The sequence below is a fragment of the Pedobacter endophyticus genome (assembly GCF_015679185.1).
Taxonomy (GTDB): Bacteria; Bacteroidota; Bacteroidia; order Sphingobacteriales; family Sphingobacteriaceae; genus Pedobacter; species Pedobacter endophyticus.
Genome location: NZ_CP064939.1, coordinates 3990083 through 4013618, shown reverse-complemented (window position 1 = coordinate 4013618; position 23536 = coordinate 3990083). Strand labels below are relative to the sequence as shown.

The following is a 23536-nucleotide window of genomic DNA, read 5'->3' as shown; positions in this document are numbered from 1 at the left end:
TCTCATATAATAGATATGGGAACGATCAACTATGCACAGTTTGTTATTACCACAATATGTGCATAGCTGTTTAGTTAGTTTAGCTTTACTTTCTGCTACCGAAAAAACGATTGTTCATTTCATTCATCACTACCTCAATTCCGTCTTTTTTTAACCATTCATATTCTTTTGTAGAAAGGCTACCTGCGGTATAATGTAACAGTTTTTTATTGTTTGTGGCAGCGTCGTAAATAACATCGGCGATACTTTCGGGCGTATCGCGTTTGGCACCTGAATCTGCTTTCATTGCTGTAACATATTGATTAAAAACATCTTGATAATCCTGATGTGAAACTATTTGTGCATTATTACCAAAATTAGTTTGCATATAAGCCGGAACTACTGTTTTGATACTGATACCAAACCCATTTAATTCATAACTCATAGCTTCTGTCCAGGTTTCTAAAGCAGCTTTGGTTCCAGCATACACCGCTACAAATGGATATGGAATATTAGCTGTTGAAGATGTTACATTAAGAATTATACCCTTTTCTCGCTCCCTTAAATAAGGAAGAAAAGATTTAGTTACCAAAACGGTTCCTAAAAAGTTGGTATTAATTTGCTGAGCAAGTTGTTCGTCAGTTGTTCCTTCAAGAGGTCCCATTAATCCGTGACCGGCATTATTCAGTACTACATCAACCGGACTTATTTTTTCCGCCTTTGCTGCGATTTCTGCTGTCTGCAGAGCATCGCTGATATCCAATTTTAACACATGTATATTTGAAAACTGGATAAGTTCGCTTTCCTTGTCCGGTTCCCGCATTGCAGCGATGACCGTCCACCCTTTCGAAGCAAATAATTTAGCGGTCGCTTTTCCTAAACCTGATGAAGCTCCTGTTATAAAAATTGTCTTGTTCATTTTTTGTTCTTTAAAATTTACATGACAAAATTCCAATAAAAATAACAGACCCCGTTTACCATTTGTTAAAAACAGATTAGCGGATGCTTTTTCTGATCCTGCTTAAAGATTGCTGTGTAATACCAAGGTATGAAGCAATATATGCCAAAGGAATACGATTGACAAGAGTGGGATATTTTTCCATAAATTCCAAATAGCGGGTTGTAGCATCCTGTGATATAAGCGGACTAACTCTTTCCAATTTTTGAAAAAGGGATTTGTGGGCAATTTTTTGAATGATATGTTCCCAATCGATTATCGTGTCAGCAATTTCTTTCCAATCCTGGTTAGAAAACACCAGCAGTTTACAATTTGTCGCTGCCTGAATATATTCCGTGGAAGGCACATTGCTCAAGTTATAAACTAAATGCTTTTCCTCTATGAAAATTTTGGTGATTTCTTCGCCTTTATTGTTGTAATAACAAATCCGGAGGATGCCATCAATTATAAAACCTACTTGTTTCAGTACTTTTCCAGCCTCAGCAAAATAGTCGTCTTTGTTAAGTTGTAGCTCTTTTGCCTTGGATGTAATCAGGTCAATCTGTTGTTTATTCAAATTGCCATACTGCAATATGTATTGTATAAACTCTTCCATGTCTCAAAATTACTCAATAATTGTTTTGACTCGTTTAACATTTGTTAAGAAGTATTCAGCTATACGATGAATGCAATAATCACTTAATCGTACAATAGTGATCTGATACAAGTTTGCTAGTGCGCTTGTGTGCAACTTTGTAATATCAATTTAGACAATTAAAAATTCATATTATGAAAGCACTAGCATACAACGAATTCGGAACCACAGCTGTTTTACAAACTGTTGAACTGCCAAAACCCACTGTTAAAGCAGATGAAGTACTGGTTAAATTAAAAGCCTTTTCCATCAATCCTATGGATTGGAAAATCAGGAAAGGAGAAATGAAATTAATGTCCGGCTCAAAGTTTCCGAAGCTGACAGGGACAGACTTCGCAGGTATCATTGAAGAAACCGGGACTTCTGTGACCGGCCTGAAAAAAGGCGACGAGGTTTTTGGAGTAGTCAAAAATATGAAAGTGGGTGCTTCAGCCGAGTATGTCGCAGTAACCGCTTCATTGGTCTGGAAAAAGCCCTCCAGTATCAGCTTTACCCAGGCGGCATCTATTCCGGTAGCAGGCATTGCGGCAGTTACATCAATACAAAAAATGGGTAAAATCGACTCGCAGACTACCATCTTGATAAATGGGGCGACCGGAGGTTTCGGTATGTTTTTACTTCAATTGTTAAGACAACAGGGTGCTAATGTAACAGCAGTTTCAAGCCCAAAGGGATTAGCCTATGCAAAAGAATGGGGAGCAGATACGGTAATAGATTATACCAAAGAGAATGTGCTAACTGAGAAAGTTTCTTATGATATCGTTATTGATCTGTCGGGCAAAATGGGTTACAAAAATGCCAAACGCATCATGAATGCTAAGGCCATATTTCTAAACCCAACACCAAAGACGATTGAAATCCCTCTCTCATTTTTCGCCAACCTCTTCACTGCCAAAAAGCACATTGTAATACTTTCCAGCCCATCCACCAAATACACGGATGTTCTACTAAACGAGGTCGAGAATGGATTACAGATCGAAGTTAACAAAGCATTTCCATTTACCCAATACAGGGAAGCATACGACTATGCCGAACAGGGCGGATACATCGGAAAAGTTGCCGTAGAAATTAATTGAATTTGCGCAAAGTGGTGCCCGGCGATCTTTGCTTACTTCACAATTATTGAGATAAAACAAAATATCATGTTAACAAAAATAGACAATACAATTAAATATGGTAAGCAGCGTGACGGATTTGGAATACAAATTTTATATCCAGGGCTTATCCAGCCTGAATTGAAAGATACAGGATTTTCCACAATAGGTAGAATAGATCATGCCCGGATTACACCAGAGACGTTGATCCCAATGCATCCGCACAGGGAAGATGAGATTATCACCTACTTAAGAAGAGGCGAAGTCAAACATCCCGATTCTGAAAAGCATACAGACACCATCTCAAACCGCAGAGTGATGGTAATCAATGCCGGGGCAAACTTTTATCACGAAGAAAAAGTGTTAGAACATGGTGGTGTTTTAGAAGGATTAGAAATATTCATCAGGCCAGAAACCATGGGTCTGATTCCACAAGTTCAATTTCATCAATTAGCCGAAACTTACAGTAACAATCAATGGCGAAAAATAGTTGGAAAAGGCGACGATTACCCGCTGCAAATAAATAGCAATACAAGGTTAATGGATCTGCGATTAGAAAAAGATACAGAAATCATCCTACCCGAATCTCCAGCTGAAAATGCTGCCTTCCTGTTTTATGTATTTGACGGAAAAATAAACATCAATGGTACTATGTCGCTTGTCACTGGAGAAAGTGTGTTGGTTGAAATAGAAAACCCAACATTCCAAGCAACTGAAACTTCTGACATTGTACTGTTTATCACGCAAACAAACGCAGTCCATTTTGACGGTGGAATGTATAGTTGTAATCTCCAATAATAGTTAGCTTAATCAAAAACAGTATAGTGATTTGATACAAATTTCACTATATAAATCACAGCATCTTTGTATAGTAAATAATTAATAACGATTAAAAAATACTAAAATGAAAAAGAAAATAGTAATACTCGGTGCGACTGGAACTGTGGGTAATAAAATTTCAGAAAACCTTATCAATGAAGGTCATCATGTAATACTGATAGCTAGACATATTGAAAAGTTAGAAAGATATCGCAGTCTTGGTGCAGAAATAATTGCAGGAGACATCACCGATGTTGAAACGCTGACAAGTGCCTTTGCTAACGCCGATGGCGCCTTTATATTATTACCTGATAACGTAAAAGCCGAAAACACCAGAGCGTACCAACGGGATGTAACAAGCAGGTTAATAGAAGCCATCGAAAAGTCTGGCAGTAACAATCAATGGCGAAAAATAGTTGGAAAAGGCGACGATTACCCGCTGCAAATAAATAGCAATACAAGGTTAATGGATCTGCGATTAGAAAAAGATACAGAAATCATCCTACCCGAATCTCCAGCTGAAAATGCTGCCTTCCTGTTTTATGTATTTGACGGAAAAATAAACATCAATGGTACTATGTCGCTTGTCACTGGAGAAAGTGTGTTGGTTGAAATAGAAAACCCAACATTCCAAGCAACTGAAACTTCTGACATTGTACTGTTTATCACGCAAACAAACGCAGTCCATTTTGACGGTGGAATGTATAGTTGTAATCTCCAATAATAGTTAGCTTAATCAAAAACAGTATAGTGATTTGATACAAATTTCACTATATAAATCACAGCATCTTTGTATAGTAAATAATTAATAACGATTAAAAAATACTAAAATGAAAAAGAAAATAGTAATACTCGGTGCGACTGGAACTGTGGGTAATAAAATTTCAGAAAACCTTATCAATGAAGGTCATCATGTAATACTGATAGCTAGACATATTGAAAAGTTAGAAAGATATCGCAGTCTTGGTGCAGAAATAATTGCAGGAGACATCACCGATGTTGAAACGCTGACAAGTGCCTTTGCTAACGCCGATGGCGCCTTTATATTATTACCTGATAACGTAAAAGCCGAAAACACCAGAGCGTACCAACGGGATGTAACAAGCAGGTTAATAGAAGCCATCGAAAAGTCTGGCATTAAATACATTGTAAACATGAGTAGTGTAGGCTCTCATATGCACGAAGGAAATGGCATAATGGGTGGCACTGGTGAACAAGAAGTGAGGTTAAATCAATTACAGGATGTAAATGTGTTACATATCCGTTCTGCCTACTTCATGGAAAACTTTTTAAGAACCATCGGCTTGGTGAAATTAAAAGGAATTAACGGAACAGCAGCCGTTGGTGACCATGCTATCCCCATGGTGGCAACTCAGGATGTGGCTAAAGTGGCAGCGGCACATTTAGCAAACCTAAACTTCACAGGTAAAAGTGTGCATGCTGTAATGGGGCCAAGGGATTATACCTATAGAGAATTCACCAATATCGTTGGTAGCGCCATAGGGAATCCTGAATTACCTTACGTGCAAATTCCCGTAGAGCAGGCAAAACAGGTGTTCTTAGAGAATGGTTTTTCAGAAGATTTTGTGAATAATTTATTAGACATGGCGATTGCTATTAAAGCCGGAATGATGAATTATCAAAAAAGAGATCATTCAACTACAACCCCTACAACAGCAGAAGATTTTGTAGCTGAGGTTTACTTGCCACTCTACAATAAGCAATAAGCATATACCAAGAGTGCTCAAAGACATAGAGTAAGGTGGAATTAATTCCTTATCACATTAAAACAGTGATTTGATACAAGTTCCCTTTATTCTATAGAGACATCTTTGTAAGATAATAATGTAGCACTAAAATTAAAAATATCATGAAATTATTAGAAGAAATACAATTAGGAAGTCTAACATTAAAGAACAAAATGGCAATGTCTGCAATGACAAGAAGCCGTGCTGATAATAACGGTGTTGTAGGTGATATGACCGTTGAGTATTATACGCAAAGAGCCAGCGCAGGCCTGATATTTACCGAAGCCATCAGGATAAGCGATGAAGCAACCGGCAGCCCGCTTACACCCGGCATCTTCAGGAACGAACAGATTGAAGCCTGGAAAAAGGTTACTAAGGCTGTACACGATCATGGAGGCATAATTATCGCACAGCTCTGGCATACAGGCCGTGTAGGGCATTCTATTGACAGAAATGGCAAATTACCGCTTGCTCCCTCCAAGGTTGCTATACAAGGGATGCAACATTTTACATCGCAAGGTTTAAAAAATTACGAAACGCCTCAGGAAATTAACATTGCGGAGATAGAGCAAACTATAAAAGATTATGGGCAGGCTGCTAAAAATGCCATCGAAGCCGGTTTTGATGGGGTTGAACTTCATGCTGCAAATGGTTACCTGCCAAGTCAGTTTTTGGCAGAGAGTTCAAATCAAAGAACAGATAAGTACGGTGGCAGCATCCCTAATAAGACACGTTTTGTTATTGAAGTCATGCAGGAACTGATCAATGCCGTAGGTGGGGAAAAAGTTGGAATTAAGATTTCACCTTTCCATCCTTATGGTGATATGATTTTAGATAATCCCTTAGGCACTTACACTCACCTGATTGACGAACTCAACAAATTAGATTTTGCCTACGTCGAGTTAATGAGGCGGAGCCCTTATTTCCCTTCTCCTTCCCACTATCCGGCAAATGATGAGATCGAATTATTTGGCAGTATGATCCAGCAAACGGTCATTGCAAACGCAGGCTACGATAGAGCCTCGGCAGAAGCAGAACTTGAAAATGGTGTAGCTGGACTAGTTTCCTTCGGCTCGCTGTTTCTGGCAAATCCCGATCTGCCAAAACGGTTTGAAAAAAACACTGCACTTAACGAACCGGACAGGGCAACTATGTTTGGTGGCGCAGAACAAGGCTACACAGATTATCCATTTCTCAAAGAATAGGTAGCATGCTGAGCCCTCAAAAACAAATCATCATTTAAACCGATACGATATGGCAAATAACGTAAAACAAATAATTAAAAGTCAGGGAAGCCATCTCTCCGTAGTTGGCGACACCTATCGCATTATTATCCCGGGAAAACAAACCAATGGTGAATTCGCAATTATCGATATGCTGAGCTAACTTTCTGCTGTTTGTTTACCCCGTAGTGACCAAACCTTGGGGTTTAAGTTCTTTGAGTCAATGATACTTATAAAACTATGGATGTCGCCACCTTTCAGAATGGTTACAATATCTCCCTTTTTAGCAGTACTTTTCCCTTCTTCGGTTGGAAAATTCAACTTTTCCGTCCACGACATAAAATGATTCGTGGATAGTTGCATGTGCGTGCAAGCCCAAACCGCCACCCGGATGTATTAGCATATCAGTAATAGCCATTTACAGCATGCCGAAAATTTTTGATAAAAGGCTTGGTAATGCTACATTAGCTTCCAGAGAGCGTAAATTTTGATAGCGGGAATATGGCAGAACTGTATTTCCGTTTTTCATTTAAAAGCTCCTGCTCTTTTGTTAAAATGAACTATTTTATTATTTATTCCGAATGAATAATAGCTCAGCAGACATTTACCGGCGAAGGATCGATCGGGTGATCGACCACCTCAACAATAACCTGCACAGGTCAGTATCTCTTGAAGAATTAGCTTCCGTCGCCTTCTTTTCGCCTTTCCATTTTCACCGCATATTTGTTGCGATGATGGGCGAAACGGTTAAAGCATTCACTAGCAGGATGCGTAACGAAAAAGCTGCGCGTCTGCTTAAATTTTCAAAAAAACCAATCGCGGAAATCGCAATTGAATGCGGTTTTTCTTCCAGTACGACATTGTCACGCTTGTTTAAACAATACTTCGAGGTTTCGCCCAGCGGATACCGGAAAGGCGAAAAAATAAAAAACAGCAAGATTTGCAAAGATTTACAGCCAATAATTGAATATCATTGTGAATGGAAGCAGCAAGAACCGGAACAGCTTTTTCCTGTTGAGATCAAGCAGCTGAAGGAAAGAAGGATTGCATATATCAGGGTGAGCGATGCATTTAGGGAAGGCGTAGTTATTTCGGCATTTGCAAAACTTGTTAGCTGGGCAAAGCAACAAAACCTTTATGAATCGGAGACCATTTTTGGTATGTCAAAAGATGATCCGGAAGTAACACCAAAAGAGAAATATAGGTATGAGGCCTGCATTACCCTACCTGAAAATTTCAAGATGAACTCAGGTAGTCCCGTTCAACATACAGTTCTGCCGGCTTGTAAATATGCATTTATCAGGGTATCCGGCGATATCAATCTGGTTGCGAAGGGGATAAATTATCTTTTTGATAATTGGCTGATTAATAGCAATTATGAATGTGAAACGCAACCGGGAATAGAGGTGTTTTTAGATAAGGAAAATATATGTAACTGGAGTCATTTCGATTTGGATATTGGCATTCCCGTTAAAGCAATAAAAAAATTAAAGGCAAAATGATAATCAAAGCAGAAAAAACAGGGTTACTTACTTTACTGTTGCTTGCAGCCTTTCTGTCAGGTTTTACGGTGAACAAAATGATTAGCAACAATAAAAAAAAAATGAAAAAAGTAACCGGTATCGGGGGTATCTTCTTTAAATGTAAAGACCCGAAAGCAATCAATGCATGGTATAAATTACACTTGGGTTTCGATACAACCCCTTACGGGACGAGTTTTAAGTGGCGGGATGCTGAGGATAGCACAAAAGAGGGCCTCACGCAATGGAACCCGTTCCCGCAGGACACAAAATATTTCGCGCCGTCGGAAAAAGACTTTATGATTAATTACAGGGTTGAGAATCTGGAAGAACTGGTTGAAGCGCTAAAGAAGGAAAATGTAACCATTGTCGATAAAATAGAAAGTTTCGATTACGGTAAATTCGTCCATATTTTAGATCCCGAAGGAAACAAAATCCAGCTTTGGGAGCCTAAAGATTGATTCACAGATTTTGATTAACACCAAAACAACAGAGATAAACCTGAGCATGCATGATTCTTGTTTATCATAAGAAACCTAATTTTTTCATTTTTACTGTTATTTATTGGTTGTTAGGTGTAGCATAAAAATGTTATTTAAAAGGTCTATCTTATTAGCAGTTTCAAATGTGACGTCCCTATAATATTTATATTGATTTCCTTTTTGAAAACCCTGGCGTTATAAAAAGACAACATCAATAACTTAACGGAATTACCAATTAATTGGCCCCACCTAACCAGTATCTAATCACTGGTAAGTATTTTGAGAACAAACCATTTGTAATAAAATTATTTTGAGTGAGGTCGGGTCAATTAACACCGGTTTATCCAATAAATTGAATCCACTATTACGAAATAGAAAAGGCTCCGGGTTTTCGAGAATCCTATTTAATTAATTACTTTATAAATGTTTTCAGATATTCATCCCCGGAAGTCCATTTTATCTCGCCATAATGTTGATTATCCAGCATTGGATGTTGCGTAGTGAACATCGAGTACATGTATTGTGATTGTTGCCATTTGGCATACAACTCCTGCTCACCGGAAGGATTTTCTGACCTCTGTTTTTTTATGTTTGCTGAAAATTCATTCAAGTCCGACAACTTTTGCAAGTTAAAATCCTGTCCACTAATCGCCTTAACACTATCTTTCAACATTTTCGGACTGATTTGAAAACTTGCGATATGTAAATCTCTTGGACTCTCATCCTGCAAAGCTACCAAAGCAGTAAATGCTGCTGTGTTTTCCATTGTTGTGAAATCCAGTTTCCAGTCCGCTTTATCACCCCAATAGGCAATAGATCTATTTTTAAGGTTTAAAATCGGGGTATTGTATTTCAGTATATCAGCAAAGGCGCCGTTAAAAATGGAAGTGGCCTGGATGTCAATTTCATCGATATAATTTTTAAAAGCTCTCCGAAGATCAAAGTTTCTGTTTTCTCCCGGTGTTAATGGCTGGTAATCCGTACAAAAATCAGAAGGAATAAATCGCTTTACTCCAGCAGCAATAGCACCATCCAGAAGTGCGCTCTGCGTATCAATGATCACCTCAGCAAGTCCAGCTAGGGCAGAAACGACGCAATCTATCCCCTCACAGGCTTTTGCGATTTCAGCATTCTTATTAAAATCTACTCCAATCACCATGGCACCTGCTTGCGCAAGCGATTCTTTCTTTCCTGCATCACTTTCTTTTCTTACCAGGGCAATGACATTAGCCCCCTGTTCAGTCAAAGCTTTACAAATCATTGACCCCAGATGACCAGTAGCACCTGCTACCAAAATATTTTTATTCATAGTAATTTGTTTATGATTTTAAAAAATTATAAATGGCTTCGACTACCTGCTCCGGCGTTTCTTCAAACATATAATGGCCGCCAGAAGAAAGAGCCACTAAATGGCTGTTTTGGCAAACATAAGGCATCGACATCTGCATAAACTGATGACTGACATTGCTACCAATTCCTAAAACTGGCATTTGAAGTTGCTGATAGTTTTTCGAATCTTCGATATCCTGGCCAAATGCCTGATACCATGCATTGGAAGCCCTGATACTCCCTGCATCGTTATAAGCTTCAGCATAAATACTGCGCTCCTTTTCAGTCATTTTGGTTTCGTCAATCATTACGTAATCAAAAACATAATCTATCAGAAACCGGAAACGCCCTTCCAGAATTTTTTCAGGTAAACCCTTCACTTGATTAAAACCCATCCACCAGGCATAAGGCATATTGGCATCCATTTTTTCACCAAAAGTTCCGGGTGCAGGTAACAGTGGCATCTTGAGCATGCCCTCGTTAGGATGCAACCCGTCTGCTATAACCAGTTTATCAACAACTTCCGGGTGATTGAAAGCCAGGCTCATTGCAACCATTCCACCAATATCATGACCAATTATAGTTACTTTTTTTAAACCAAGCGAATGTATTAATTGATTAATGTCTTGCGCCATTGTCTTTTTATCATAACCGCTTTCAGGCTTATCAGAAGTACCCATCCCCCTAATATCCACAACAATAACCCGATGCGTATTTGAAAATTCTAAAGCAATGTTTCGGTAAGAATACCAGGTCTGGGGCCATCCCGGCAGACAGATTATCGCTTCACCGGAGCCCCCATCTACGTAATGCAATCGGACTCCATTAACCTCTGCATAATGATTGCTAAATCCCCGAAAATCCTGAATGAGCTCGTCATCTGAAAATTTTTGCTGTGCTGTTCCACTAGATATTGTCATTTGATTTCTGTTTAAATTGAATAAATCAAATGTACGGCAATGAAACAATGGCAAAACTACCAAAAGGTAGAAAATGACTTACCTTATGTTTTTTCTGATACGGCTCAATGCATTGGGTGTGATACCCAGGATAGCAGCAAGTTGCTTTACCGGAATTTTTTGTCCCAGCTCTCCGTTTGTAAGAAACTTAAGATAGCGTTCTTCTGCAGTCAAGGTCTGGAAATTCAATAACTGATCGACCATTCTGGCGGTTGTAGCCTCCCAGATCTTACGCCCGAATTCTTCCCAACTGCTTAGGTGGGCATAGAGAAAGTCCATATCTTTCTTATCGATAACGATCAGTTTCGTTTCCTCGATGGCTTCAATGTTGAACCGGGTAGGTTTTTGCGGATGAAGGCTGGATATTTCAGTAAAAAACTCATCTTTAAAACAAACCCAAGTCGTATTTTCCTGTTCACCCGACGCATCGTAAAACCGAAGTCCGCCAGATACGATAAAGTAATACTGATTGGCAACCTGACCGCATTTTAATAAAAGCTTGCCCTTCGGTACTACTTTTTGCCTGCATTTTGATTGGACCAATTGCAAATCCTGTTCATCGATGGCAACCACACCCTTAACAAATCTCACAAACTTTTCAATGCCCATTGAGTATCCAGTATCAAAGCTAATATTAAGCCAAACAAAATTACTAAACTAAAAATTAAAGCGACATATTTCAAACGCAAAGTCTTTTAAAAATCTTAAGATCTATGTCATTTGTTTATTTATCATTTCAGCTTTTAGATGAATGTTATGTGATATGACAATTATGAATATGAATGCTTAAAGTCATCGCATCTATTGATTATAGACAAAATGCCTGCTCAGAGATGACGAGATATACAGCATGTAATAAAGATTACAAAAATTTCTTGATAACTAGTCTTGTTAACGAACTTAATAATCCTATTTGTACATATAAAACAGATATCAAGATAGGGCTGCTTTGGAGTGAACGATAATTGATAGATACCTAATTAAGCTTTTTCACTATCCGCTCTAAACTAAGTCCCTGCACGATAATCGAGAACAAAACCACTATGTAGGTCACGCAAACAATCAAATTTCTTTCCATTCCGACTGTTAATGATAATGCTAAGGCAATTGATATCCCGCCCCGTAAGCCGCCCCAGGTCATAATAAGAAATGTCTTTTTTGGAAATTCGTATTCCAGCCTAAAAAGGTATGACGGAGTAATCAATGATATAAAACGACTGAGAATTACGATAATAATTGAAACTAAACCTACATATAGAAACGATATCTCAAAAGGTATGATAAGAAGTTCCAACCCAATAACTACAAATAGAATTGCATTGAAAATCTCATCTACCATTTCCCAGAATTTATGAACATAGTCACTTGTCTGCTCTGACATGGCCTCCAAAGCTCCTTTATTGCCAATAAATAAACCCGCTATCACCATAGCCAGGGGCCCAGAAAAGTGAAATAAAGGAGCCAGGGAAATTCCACCCATAACCATAGCCAGGGTTATTAAAACTTCAGTCTGATAATGGTCTATTTTTTTGAGCATAAGAAACCCTATATAACCTAGTGCTAACCCTAATACGATGCCACCTACAATTTCTTCAGTCAAAAGTACCAATATATCAGAGGTAGATACTTCAGAGAAGCCTTTATTTGCAACACTAAAAAGGGTTAAAAAGACAACCACGCCTACACCATCATTAAATAAAGATTCACCAGTTATCTTGGTTTCAATAGATTCTGAAATGCCTGCCTTTTTTAAAATTGATAAAACCGCAATTGGATCAGTTGGAGAAATAAGCGCACCAAAAAGTAAGCAATAAATAAATTCAACTGGCTGATATAAAAACGGCAGCAACAAATAGATTCCAGTAGCGACTAAAAAAGTAGAAATCAATATTCCTACGGTAGCATAGGTCAGAATCGGCCATTTTGCTTTACGAAGCTTTTTCACATCAGTGTGCAATGCTCCGGCAAACAATAAAAACCCAAGCATAAAATCGAGCAGGAAGCCTGAAAAATCAATTTGGGCCATCATATCTTTTACAAAACTTCCTAGTGAAGATGAAGCTCCCACAACTAAAAGTACTAGTGACAACAGTAAAGACAATACCATAATTCCTATTGTTGAAGGTAGCTTAAGGTATCGAATATTAATGAAAGCCAAGCCTGCAGATAATGCAATGATGAGAGATATTAATTGTATTCCATCCATAATAAATTTATTTGAAAAAGGTACACTCAACGAAAAACACTGTATTTAGGCTATTCTTGGTAAAAGTACTATTTCTGTTCAGACATTCAATCAGTGCTCAAACAAATGGGACGCAAGTCTTTTATCGTGTCCATAAATGTCCTTTCTAAAATTCAGTTTACCTGATGAATCTATCCAGGAAGTAAAATACGTTATATATACTGGCACAGGACTATCCAAATTGACCCATAGTTCTAAATTCGAAGACATTGCGTCTTTTATTTTTTTTGAAGTCCATTCTTTCTTTTGGAAGAGAAGATTTGCAGCGAATGCAGAGGGATCTTCTACTCGGATGCAGCCATGGCTAAACGCTCTGGTTGTTCGCTGGAATAATTGTTTGGATGGGGTGTCATGTAAATAGATACTGTATTTGTTGGGGAAAATAAATTTAACTCTTCCAAGCGCATTGCTGGGTCCAGGTTTTTGTCGAATAATTGGTAATCCATTTCGCTGGCCACGAAGCTCCATGTTGTGGTCGATCAAATAGTTTGGATTGCTTTCTAATCCGGGAAGCACTTCATTCTTAACAATGCTTTGTGGTAGGTTCCAGTAAGGACTAAACACAACATGCTTGATCTGATCTGAAAAGATTACTGTTCTGGTTGCTGCTTTGCCTACTACCACATCCATGCTTAGTATATCCTTATTCCCTTCATACACGTGTAACCTAAACTCTGGTATATTTACGACAACTCTTTTGCGTGCTTCATATTTAGGCATCCAACGCATCCTTTCCATGTTAATCAGCATTTGTTCTATTTTTTTTTGAATAGGCATATTTAGCGCTTCCAGAAAATTAGGTCCTATGATCCCATCCATGGTCAATCCATGCCGGACTTGAAAGCCTTTTACAGCATTTAACAATTGATTTGTATAGATCTCTGTCGTATCCCCTATTGTCAGATCGCCAAGTAGTAACAATCTGTTTTTTATAGCCTTAACACTTTTGGAAGTATCCCCTTGTTTTATATTTTTCCCTTCCAACAGCGAAATATTTGTCCATTTTTCTTGTGGAATGCATTTTAACCGCAGTACATGATCCCTCATGGCTTTGTATTCTTCACTAATAGGTAACCAGGAATCGAGGATTAAGTCTTTGGATAAAACAAGTTCATTCAAAAGTCTAGCTACTTCAATTTTTTTTCTAGGGATATGCCATTGAAATTTTTCAGGATCAACTTTACCTGCATAGGCTCGCTTTATAAAATGTATAAAAAAAACAGTGAGTTTTAGTTCAAGTTGTTCATAAGTTTTGAGGGAATCGATGCTCATTCCCTCACTTTGTAGTAGCTCAAGTTGAGAAGCGAGGTGTACATTTTTGAAGGAGGAATCTGCCGAGTATAACCGGTATTGATCGTACAAATTCAAAAAGATCTGCGCATGTTCTGAAAGACCATCTTCGGTTATCCATGCGTTCTGGTAGTCGCGTGTTTTGTAAAACTGCCTGATCTGATCCGCAACGACAGGTCCAAACGGATTTTTTTTGATAAACTCCTCTACATGAACACTGTCAGTGTGAAAAGCGGTAACCAAAATTGAATCTTTCAAATGATGCGCTTTTTTGTTTATGGAATCTGCTTCTGCAGTTTTAAATAAAGAGCAGAAAACCAGAAGAGGAAAAATAAAAAGAAGTACTTTTTTCATAACAATATGATCTCACAACAACACTGCCAAGAAGTACATCTCCAAATCCGTATTTAAATAAACAGCTTCTTTGTTTACATGAAGAAAACCTTTAGGCAGAATAGATGTTATAGAAGTGGTAAATGCCGTAGAGAAGACATACATTTTGTTGAACGCGACTGAGCTGTTTATCAATCGCACATGAAACAATCTATTGAAGCTCCTCACAATAAGCTGAATGAACTTAAAGCCACTTCAATATGTGGGAACGATATCAGTTCTTCATGCTTGTATGTAGCGGCGCTGACCATTACCTACGCTGGCCAGTATGCATGGATTTCACTGCTGATCGTTGGACTGGTACTATTTCTTTTTAGAAAGATATACGGAGAAGTCGTCGGTGCACTACCCTTGAATGGAGGCGCATATAATGTACTCTTAAACACAACTTCTAAACAGACAGCATCTTTTGCAGCGTGCCTTACTATACTATCCTACATGGCAACCGCTGTCATTTCAGCATATGAAGGTATGTTTTACTTTCATGATATTGTACATGGACTTCCGCTAATTCCGGCAACAATACTGTTGCTGCTAATCTTCATAATGCTTGCTGTAATTGGGATCGGGGAGTCTGCCATAGTTGCAGTGTTTATTTTCATTACTCACCTGGCCACGCTTAGCTTGCTGGTATTGGCTTGCTGCTGGTTTCTGTTTAATCATGGGCTGGATGTTTTTCTCAGGAACTGGCACCTTCCTGTACGTTCAGGTAGCATCATAGCTGCGCTGTTCTTTGGTTTTTCAGCGGCTATGCTTGGTATTTCTGGTTTTGAGAGTTCTGCAAATTTTGTGGAAGAGCAAAAGCCTGGCGTATTTCCCAAGACCTTAAGAAATATGTGGCGGGTGGTCAGCTTTTTTAATCCGGTAATTGCGCTGCTGGCATTGAGTATCATTCCTTTGGGTATCATTGATGGTCATAAAGAATCTTTGTTGTCATTTATGGGCCAAACATCTGGAGGCAGTTGGTTGAGTTACCTGATTTCCGTTGATGCAGTACTGGTGTTGAGTGGTGCGGTGCTCACTTCCTATGTTGGGGTAACTGGACTTGCAGAGCGAATTGCCCTGGACAGGATCTTACCCAATTTCTTTCTGGTAAAGAACCGTCGTGGCGTCAATTATAGAATCGTTATCGGCTTTTTTATTCTTTGCGTTTCGATACTGCTGGTTACGCGGGGAAACCTGGTGAATCTGGCAGGTGTATATACATTTTCGTTCCTGACTGTTATGGCGCTGTTTGGTATAGGCAACCTGATGTTAAAAATTAAACGGAACAGACTGCCCCGTATGGAGAAAGCTACCGTACTCTCGGTGGTGGTCGCAATTTCATTTATCATTGCCGCCTTTCTTGGTAATATGCGGCTTAACCCTGATGCATTCTATGTGTTCATTAAATATCTTGGTCCATCAATGTTATTTATCCTGGTGATGCTCAATAGGGCAAAGCTGATCAAATGGATATTGTATTCCTTAACTCACATAGGGAAACCTTTGAAAAGGTTTATACTAACTAATATGAGGTTGCATCGTGGCCTGGTAAAGATAAATTCACAAGAACTGGTTTTCTTCACACGTGGGGATAACGTTTCTATACTCAACAGGGTCATGATTTATGTGGAGGAAAATGAAGCGACCAAGAAGATCAAAATTGTCCATATATCCAATGCGGAAAGCAATAACCAAAATCTAAAAAAAGATATTGAAGTGCTGGACAGGGCCTATCCTGATATAGATATCGATTTTGTAGAAATCGAGGGAGAGTTCGGGCCTGATATTGTCGAGGAATTATCGAGCAAATGGGCGATTCCTAAGAATTTCATGTTCATTGGTGCCCCTGGTGATAAATTCCCCTACCACGTTTCAGAACTTGGCGGTGTCAGGCTGATCATGTAAAACTTATAATTCAGATACTATGGATATCAATCATGCCTATCAATTGATCGTGGACAAGCTCAGCCTCTGGGCAAAGGAACTCATTAAACTGCTGCCAAATATCGCACTCGCTGCAATCATACTCGTTTTTGGTTTTTTTCTGGCAAAATCAGTCAGGAACCTCCTGAAAAAGCTATTGAGAAAATTTATCCATAACGAGACCCTGGAGAACCTGTTCAGCTCGATTATTTATATTTTTTTTTTAGGCATCATAATTTTCATTGCCTTAAGCGTGTTGCAGCTAGATAAAGCAGTTACCTCCATCCTGGCGGGAGCTGGAATACTGGGTCTAGCATTAGCCTTTGCCTTCCAGGATATCGCAGCCAATTTTATTTCGGGAATATTTCTCTCGATTAGAAGACCATTGTTTGTTGGAGACATTGTAAAGATCAAGGACTACATGGGCAAGGTGGAAGAAATCAACCTCCGGGATACTGTCATCCGTACCTATCAGGGACAGATGGTGATCATACCAAACAAGGACGTCTTTCAGAACCCGATAGAAAACTATACGCTACTGGGTAAGCGACGAATTGATTTAAAAGTGGGAATTTCCTATGGCGAAGATTTGGAAAGAGTAAAAGCAATTACCCTAGAGGCTGTCAAAGATATTGAAGGACTGACCAACGACGATGAGGTTACCATGTTTTACACAGAGTTTGGGGACAGTTCTATTAATTATGTGATCAGGCTCTGGATTAGCATCTCTGAACAGATAAATTTTCTTGAGGTGCAGAGTCAGTGTATCATACGTATTAAAAAGGCGTACGATAAGCACAATATCATGATACCGTTTCCAATAAGGACGCTTGATTTTGGTATTAAAGGGGGAGTTGCGTTTAATGAAATGACAGAATCCAGAAACGATAAAAATGACCACTAGATTAATGGATCAATTATGGGATATCAACCAATAGAAAATTACGGAATTATAGGCGACCTGAATACAGTTGCGCTTATTGGGCTTGATGGCGCAATAGACTATATGTGCTTTCCGAATTTTGATTCACCAAGCATATTTGCTGCACTTTTAGATGATAAAAATGGAGGGAATTTTAAGATTAGCCCGCTTTTTCAAAATCCAAGATCAAAGCAAATGTATTTACCTGATACCAATGTACTGGTAACGCGCTTTCTTGATGAAGAAGGTGTGGCTGAAGTTACAGATTTTATGCCTGTTCAGGAATTGTCCAAGGGCAAGGAGCTCATTAGAAGAGTGACCACCATCCGTGGTAAAGTTAGTTACCAGATGAAATGCAGCCCCAGGTTCAGTTATGGCAGAGATTTGCATACCGTGGAACGTATTTCTGATACAGAGGTAATATTTAGAAGTAAAACGAAAGAAAACCAGCCTCAGACCCTATTACGCCTTACAAGCTCTATTGCGCTTACGATTCAGAAAAATGATGTCATGGCCAACTTCAATCTCAATCCAGGAGAGATTGCAGATTTTGTATTTGAGCATATTGATGAAGAATATCCGGAAAAAAGGGACTTTGAAGCATTCATTACTAAAAGTCTCTTTGAAACTGTAAATTATTGGAAGAGTTGGGCGGAACAGTCTACCTATTCTGGAAGGTGGCGTGATATGGTAAACCGATCTGCATTGGTTTTGAAACTATTGACATCGTATAAGTATGGATCCATGATCGCTGCTGCTACCTTTAGTTTACCGGAGAGCATTGGGGGAGCACGCAATTTCGATTACCGGTTTACCTGGATCAGGGACACCTCTTTTTCGATGTATGCGTTGACACGAATGGGCTATACCAAAGAAGCCGGAGCATTTATGAATTGGGTAGAAAATCTTTGTGAAGATATAAAAGGTGAAAACCGTTTGGGAATAATGTATGCCATTAACGGAGCAACTCAGTTGAAAGAGAAAATCCTTACCAATTTTGAGGGGTATAAAAAATCATCCCCTGTAAGAATAGGTAATGATGCTTACGGACAGTTGCAATTAGATATTTATGGAGAGCTTATGGATGCGGTATACCTTTTTAATAAATACGGTGAACCTATATCCTATGATTTGTGGAAAAACCTGGAAAAGCAGGTGAACTGGCTTGCGGAGAACTGGAACCAGCCTGATGAAGGAATTTGGGAGGTGAGAGGTGGCAAACAAAACTTTCTTTATTCACGCCTGATGAGCTGGGTAGCACTTGACCGGGGGATCAAAATTGCGGAAGCAAGGTCGTTCCCGCTTAATCCCCGCTGGCTGGCGGAAAGAAATAATATTTTTAATGTCATCTATGCTGACTTTTGGGATGAAGAAAAACAGGCTTTTATGCAATCCCCGGGATCAGGCACGGTGGATGCTTCTGCATTACTTATGCCACTGGTTCGTTTCATTAGCCCTAAAGATCCACGGTGGTTGTCAACTTTGAAAAAAATAGAGGATGAACTGGTTTCAGATGCCCTAGTTTATCGCTATAGCCAGGATGCTGCACCAGACGGATTTATAAGCCGCGAGGGAACCTTTTCCATGTGCAGTTTCTGGTACGTAGAATGCCTTTCTAAATCCGGACAACTGGATAAGGCCAGGCTTTATTTTGAAAAGATGCTGGGTTACTCAAATCACCTGGGCTTATATGCCGAACAACTTGGGTTTAAGGGAGAACATCTTGGGAATTTCCCGCAGGCGTTCACCCACCTGGGCCTGATCAGTGCTGCGTACAACCTCGATAAGCAGCTCAATAACAGTAGAAATAAAAGTACAGATAACGACAATGATTAACCGTCACTAATGTTTAACGATGCAAAAATCTGATGATTACGCAGCTCAAGAGCGCGGTTTTAAATACAAAGTATGGATAACAGGTGGCATATTGTCATTTATTTTAATCACTTTGCTGTTATTCAAAACGCTTTTCAGCGTCTTATTACTGGCATTGGCGGGAATTCTGATGTCCATCTATTTTCACGGCGGTGCGGGACGGCTTAAAACCTGGTTCCATTTACCTTATAAAGCGGCCTTGGCATTTTCTGTGCTTTTAAATATAGTCCTACTTACAGGTTTTTTCTGGTTTGTTGGCGCAAGGCTTCAGCAACAAGTCGCAGAATTATCCGAAACTTTACCAAAAACTATCGGTAATGCGAAAGAATGGCTGGGCCACTATCCCCTGGGTGCCAAAGTTCTGGACTATTTAAACGCCTCGGGAGACTCGGAAAAGACTTTTTCGGTCGCCAGACAATTTCTATCTTCTTCATTTGGAATTTTGAGTGACTTGTATATTATTCTATTATTGGGTGCTTTTTTTACCGCAAGTCCATCAATGTATAAACGTGGAGTGATTAGTTTGTTGCCGGAAAAGGCTAAGGAACAAGGCAAAAACTTATTGGATGAAATTCATAAGGTTTTAAAAGGCTGGATCAAAGGACAGCTTTTTGGGTTTATGTTTATCGCAGTGCTTACTGGCGTGGGATTGTGGATAATGGATATGCCACTCATTCTCACCCTGGCATTGTTTGCAGGGCTGCTGAATTTTATCCCAAACTTTGGCCCGATCATCGCAATGGTTCCTGCCTCGCTTCTTGCATTGATGCAAGGCCCCACGACAGCTTTAATCGTTGTGGGTCTTTATACCGCGATACAGGTTGTTCAAAGTGCAGTAACACAACCATTGATCCAAAAAAAGATGATCAACATGCCGCCTGCATTAGTGATTTTTGGACAGGTAGCAATGGGTATAGTAGGTGGTTTTTGGGGAGTATTACTGGCCACTCCGGTTGTGGCTATAGTGTTGACTACAATCAATAAGCTATATGTGGAACGTCAGGAGAAGAATTTAGCTAATTCTATTCAAAAACGTGATAATTAAGGCATTTGATCATGTAAAATACCAATTAACTAATTTCATTAATCTAATTTTTTTTTGGAATGAAAAATCAAGAAAACAAAATGGACAATCGCAATTACGGACAGTTTGCGCTAATGCTTGCTATATCCTTCGTCATTATGTATACGATAATGTTTTTAAATGTATTTGAATTAAGCCATATATATATAAGCCTGAACCGACTCTATATGACCCTTTTGATGGTTTCTCCTATGGCACTGTTAATGATGTTCATGATGAGGAACATGTACGGGAATAAGAAACTTAATATTCTGATTACTGCAATCGCTTCAGTGGTGTTTGTGCTGGCATTCGCTGGTCTGCGCACACAATCTGCCGTTGGGGATGTTCAGTATATGAGAGGCATGATTCCGCACCACTCTTCGGCAATATTGACCAGTACCAATGCTAAGATAAAGGATCCTGAAGTACGCAAACTTGCGGATGACATCATTAAGGCGCAAAAAAAAGAAATTGCCCAAATGAAAACTATGTTACAAAGGCTGGAGAAATAGCTGTAAAAAAGGACTTCTATAACAATCAGGGTTATAAGTAAATAAGGCAGTCAGCTCATTTCTGCTGTCCATGCAGATTATAAACGAAACGGATATGAAAAAACAAAGTCAAACAAAAACAGTAGTGGTAACCGGGGCTAGCTCGGGAATCGGACAAGGGGTCGCCGTTGCTTTCGGTGAACAGGGGGCAAACGTGGTCGTAAATTATCATCAAGATGAACAAGGGGCAAGCCGGACAGTCCGTATGATTGAAAAAAAAGGTGGTAAAGGTGCTAGTTTAAAAGCCGATGTAAGCAAGGAGAGCGAGGTGATTGAGATGTACAAGAAAATGGAAGAGCTATATGGTGGACTGGACATTTTAATTAATAATGCAGGTATACAGATGGACAGTTCATTTGCTGAAATGACCTTAGACCAATGGAATACGGTGATCAATGTTAACCTGACCGGACAGTTTTTATGCGCAAGGGAAGCTATTAGATATTTTGAGAAGAAAAAATCTGTCATTGACAGTTCAGCGTGCATAGGGAACATAATTTTTATGAGTTCTGTCCATGATGTGATTCCCTGGGCAGGCCATGTTAATTACGCATCCTCAAAAGGAGGAATTGATATGCTAATGAAATCTCTTGCTCTTGAGGTAGCACCAAAAAAAATACGTGTAAACTGTATCTCACCGGGTGCAATTGCTACAGATATCAATAAAGAAGTTTGGGACAATGAAGAAAGTAAAAAAGCGTTGCTTAAACTCATTCCCTACCAGCGGATTGGAATGCCGGACGATGTTGCCAGGGTTGCAACATGGTTGGCCTCAGACGATAGCGACTACATTACTGGTACAACAATATACGTAGATGGAGGAATGACATTGTATCCCGGTTTTGTGAACAATGGCTGATTTTGAATTATATAGATATTATACTAAAACCAAAACCATCTGCTGGCTGTTGTATATCAAAGGATTTCTAAAGGGTTGTGGTTATTCTTAAATTAACATCTAAACTTCACCTTGAAATCTGTCATATGAAAACATCCAAGTCTTTCCTTTTAATTCTTAGCATACTATTTACACTTGTATCGTGTTCGACTACTCTTAATTTCCTCAATTCATCTGTTGTTCCGGCGGCTAAGGGAGCGGTAAAGATAAGTAAGGATGATAATAGCAACTACGCTATACATGTAAAAATCACTAACCTTGCCGAGCCAGAGCGGCTTCAACCAAAAAAGGAATTATATGTAGTATGGCTGGTTACAAAGAATAAGGTAACCAAGAATATAGGAAGGCTGAACAGCAGCAGTGGGTTTTTCTCCAGCGAATTAGAAGGAGAGCTGAATACTGTAAGTTCCTTTAAGCCTGATTATTTGTTTGTTACTGCAGAAAACAGTGCTGACATTCAGTATCCGGTTGGGACAGTTGTATTAACCACCAAAACCAACTAAATGGATGAACCTATCAATAATACAAATTTGCATTATATCTCAGGACTTTTTTCGGATAAGCATAGTGCTGAAAACGCGTATAACTACCTTTTAAAGAAAGGGTATGTATCTGAGGAAATTAACGTGGCGATGGCAAGTACCACCAAAGATAAGCTTTACAGCATTTCTCAGAAAAGCGGTGAGGTTGATGCTGAGAACGAGTTCAATGCTCCTCTGGAAGGGGGAATAATGGGTGGAATCATGGGAGGTGTTGCTTTTGCAATCGGCGCTCTGGGAAGTAATCTGGGAATACGTGGACTCAACCTTGTAATGATAGGTCCGGTTGCCTCTGGAGTTATTGGCAGCAGTCTTGGAGCCATTGCCGGAGGGCTGATTGGACGTATCCTATCTTCCGATGAGCCGGGCAAGGATTCTGCCCTATTTTCAGAAGGGTTGAAAAATGGAAAAATATTACTGGTATTTATACCACATAATCAAGAAGATGCTTCAGATATCTATAATCATTGGGTAAATCTGGAGGGTATGGTAACTAACAATAATCAAAATTGGATAACATGAGCAGTGAAAAAAAACATTTTAACCCGTTCTTTCTATGGGTAACAGCAGGATTGTCAATTCTGGTTATTGGAGCTTACTTTCTGAAAGTATGGCCTTTTAGAACAGTCGAAACTATGGAGCTCCATCGTCCTGCGGTGAATCTATTGCTAAAGCGGGAAAATAACCCCACGGTCAAAGAATATATTGATTACGTTCAGGATGATCCCGAGAAAATGAGTCTTAATCATGAATTTTCAAACAAGGCTTTACTCAAGCTTTCTGCGGCGATAAAGTCAATGTCAAGTGCCGCCGGATATAGGTTAGTTAATGACCTTGCCGCTGCGGATGCTTATGCAAATCAAATTACTGTAGATCCATTAGCAGTTACACATGCGGACGATATTATCAAGTCCGCAGATATTTTGACCGAAGCATTGACTTCTCTTCAACAAAAGAAATATCCTTCATTGTCAGATGAATCTGGGAAATTGCATAAATCTGCAGATGACATTGACCCAGAAGTGCAGACGCTTGACCAAAGAAAGAAAGTAAAAGCATTTTTTACGAAAGCCGCGGCACTGCTTGAAAAAATGAACTAACTGG

General features: G+C 39.3%; 24 protein-coding genes. 17 read left to right on the top strand and 7 right to left on the bottom strand.

The annotated features are described in order from the left end of the window. Positions 1-85 precede the first annotated feature (85 nt). Both IZT61_RS16300 and IZT61_RS16295 read right to left on the bottom strand, forming a co-directional pair. A complete protein-coding gene (locus tag IZT61_RS16300; protein WP_196098103.1) occupies positions 86-898 on the bottom strand; it encodes an SDR family oxidoreductase in 813 nt (270 codons plus the stop codon). A 76-nt stretch (positions 899-974) separates the two neighbouring features. Further along, complete coding sequence (locus IZT61_RS16295) at positions 975-1532, bottom strand: Crp/Fnr family transcriptional regulator (RefSeq protein WP_196098102.1); 558 nt, start codon at positions 1530-1532, stop codon at positions 975-977. Positions 1533-1705: 173 nt separating this feature from the next. Between IZT61_RS16295 and IZT61_RS16290 the strand changes: the two genes are divergently transcribed. The 8 genes from IZT61_RS16290 (at position 1706) to IZT61_RS16260 (ending at position 8436) form a co-directional block, all read left to right on the top strand. After that, the gene (locus IZT61_RS16290) at positions 1706-2647 is read left to right on the top strand and encodes an NAD(P)-dependent alcohol dehydrogenase (RefSeq protein ID WP_196098101.1); all 942 of its coding nucleotides are present in this window, start codon (positions 1706-1708) and stop codon (positions 2645-2647) included. Between the two features lie 66 nt (positions 2648-2713). Beyond that, a complete protein-coding gene (locus IZT61_RS16285) occupies positions 2714-3463 on the top strand; it encodes a pirin family protein (protein WP_196098100.1) in 750 nt (249 codons plus the stop codon). Between the two features lie 106 nt (positions 3464-3569). Then, complete coding sequence (locus IZT61_RS16280) at positions 3570-4208, top strand: NAD(P)H-binding protein (protein WP_196098099.1); 639 nt, start codon at positions 3570-3572, stop codon at positions 4206-4208. Positions 4209-4314: 106 nt separating this feature from the next. Next, a complete protein-coding gene (locus tag IZT61_RS16275; protein WP_196098098.1) occupies positions 4315-5211 on the top strand; it encodes an NmrA family NAD(P)-binding protein in 897 nt (298 codons plus the stop codon). Positions 5212-5354: 143 nt separating this feature from the next. Beyond that, positions 5355-6437, top strand: coding sequence for an alkene reductase (locus IZT61_RS16270; protein ID WP_196098097.1), 1083 nt, complete (start codon positions 5355-5357; stop codon positions 6435-6437). Positions 6438-6486: 49 nt separating this feature from the next. Continuing rightward, the gene (locus IZT61_RS22470; RefSeq protein WP_262895697.1) at positions 6487-6618 is read left to right on the top strand and encodes a hypothetical protein; all 132 of its coding nucleotides are present in this window, start codon (positions 6487-6489) and stop codon (positions 6616-6618) included. A 568-nt stretch (positions 6619-7186) separates the two neighbouring features. After that, positions 7187-7957 (top strand): AraC family transcriptional regulator, encoded by a 771-nt coding sequence (locus IZT61_RS16265; protein ID WP_230383733.1) that lies wholly within the window; start codon positions 7187-7189, stop codon positions 7955-7957. Between the two features lie 101 nt (positions 7958-8058). Continuing rightward, positions 8059-8436: a VOC family protein gene (locus IZT61_RS16260; protein WP_196098095.1), complete on the top strand. Its 378-nt coding sequence runs from the start codon at positions 8059-8061 to the stop codon at positions 8434-8436. A gap of 433 nt (positions 8437-8869) precedes the next feature. Here IZT61_RS16260 and IZT61_RS16255 read toward each other — a convergent pair whose 3' ends face one another. The 5 genes from IZT61_RS16255 to IZT61_RS16235 all read right to left on the bottom strand — a co-directional run bounded on the left by IZT61_RS16255 (position 8870) and on the right by IZT61_RS16235 (position 14634). Further along, positions 8870-9766 carry an NmrA family NAD(P)-binding protein gene (locus tag IZT61_RS16255; protein ID WP_196098094.1) on the bottom strand — a complete coding sequence of 299 codons (897 nt, stop codon included), beginning with the start codon at positions 9764-9766 and terminating at the stop codon, positions 8870-8872. 10 nt (positions 9767-9776) lie between these two features. Further along, positions 9777-10706, bottom strand: a complete 930-nt coding sequence (locus tag IZT61_RS16250) for an alpha/beta fold hydrolase (RefSeq protein WP_196098093.1) — start codon at positions 10704-10706, stop codon at positions 9777-9779. Positions 10707-10784: 78 nt separating this feature from the next. Then, positions 10785-11354, bottom strand: a complete 570-nt coding sequence (locus IZT61_RS16245) for a Crp/Fnr family transcriptional regulator (protein WP_230383732.1) — start codon at positions 11352-11354, stop codon at positions 10785-10787. Positions 11355-11721: 367 nt separating this feature from the next. Beyond that, positions 11722-12951 (bottom strand): cation:proton antiporter, encoded by a 1230-nt coding sequence (locus IZT61_RS16240; protein WP_196098092.1) that lies wholly within the window; start codon positions 12949-12951, stop codon positions 11722-11724. Positions 12952-13041: 90 nt separating this feature from the next. Next, on the bottom strand, positions 13042-14634 hold the full coding sequence (locus tag IZT61_RS16235) for a L,D-transpeptidase family protein (protein ID WP_196098091.1): 1593 nt from the start codon (positions 14632-14634) through the stop codon (positions 13042-13044). Between the two features lie 180 nt (positions 14635-14814). Between IZT61_RS16235 and IZT61_RS16230 the strand changes: the two genes are divergently transcribed. The 9 genes from IZT61_RS16230 to IZT61_RS16190 all read left to right on the top strand — a co-directional run bounded on the left by IZT61_RS16230 (position 14815) and on the right by IZT61_RS16190 (position 23532). Next, positions 14815-16563, top strand: a complete 1749-nt coding sequence (locus tag IZT61_RS16230) for an APC family permease (protein WP_196098090.1) — start codon at positions 14815-14817, stop codon at positions 16561-16563. 19 nt (positions 16564-16582) lie between these two features. Then, positions 16583-17485, top strand: a complete 903-nt coding sequence (locus IZT61_RS16225; RefSeq protein ID WP_196098089.1) for a mechanosensitive ion channel family protein — start codon at positions 16583-16585, stop codon at positions 17483-17485. Between the two features lie 15 nt (positions 17486-17500). Next, positions 17501-19339, top strand: a complete 1839-nt coding sequence (locus IZT61_RS16220; RefSeq protein ID WP_196098088.1) for a glycoside hydrolase family 15 protein — start codon at positions 17501-17503, stop codon at positions 19337-19339. A gap of 19 nt (positions 19340-19358) precedes the next feature. Next, entirely contained in the window at positions 19359-20423 is a 1065-nt protein-coding gene (locus IZT61_RS16215; RefSeq protein ID WP_196098087.1) for an AI-2E family transporter, read from the top strand. 59 nt (positions 20424-20482) lie between these two features. Next, positions 20483-20956 (top strand): DUF305 domain-containing protein, encoded by a 474-nt coding sequence (locus tag IZT61_RS16210; RefSeq protein WP_230383731.1) that lies wholly within the window; start codon positions 20483-20485, stop codon positions 20954-20956. 94 nt (positions 20957-21050) lie between these two features. Continuing rightward, positions 21051-21854: an SDR family oxidoreductase gene (locus IZT61_RS16205; RefSeq protein WP_196098086.1), complete on the top strand. Its 804-nt coding sequence runs from the start codon at positions 21051-21053 to the stop codon at positions 21852-21854. A gap of 125 nt (positions 21855-21979) precedes the next feature. After that, the gene (locus IZT61_RS16200; protein WP_230383730.1) at positions 21980-22396 is read left to right on the top strand and encodes a hypothetical protein; all 417 of its coding nucleotides are present in this window, start codon (positions 21980-21982) and stop codon (positions 22394-22396) included. Then, positions 22397-22954 (top strand): hypothetical protein, encoded by a 558-nt coding sequence (locus IZT61_RS16195; protein ID WP_196098085.1) that lies wholly within the window; start codon positions 22397-22399, stop codon positions 22952-22954. Further along, the gene (locus tag IZT61_RS16190) at positions 22951-23532 is read left to right on the top strand and encodes a hypothetical protein (protein WP_196098084.1); all 582 of its coding nucleotides are present in this window, start codon (positions 22951-22953) and stop codon (positions 23530-23532) included. The genes IZT61_RS16195 and IZT61_RS16190 overlap by 4 nt, the downstream gene beginning before the upstream one ends. Positions 23533-23536 lie beyond the last annotated feature (4 nt).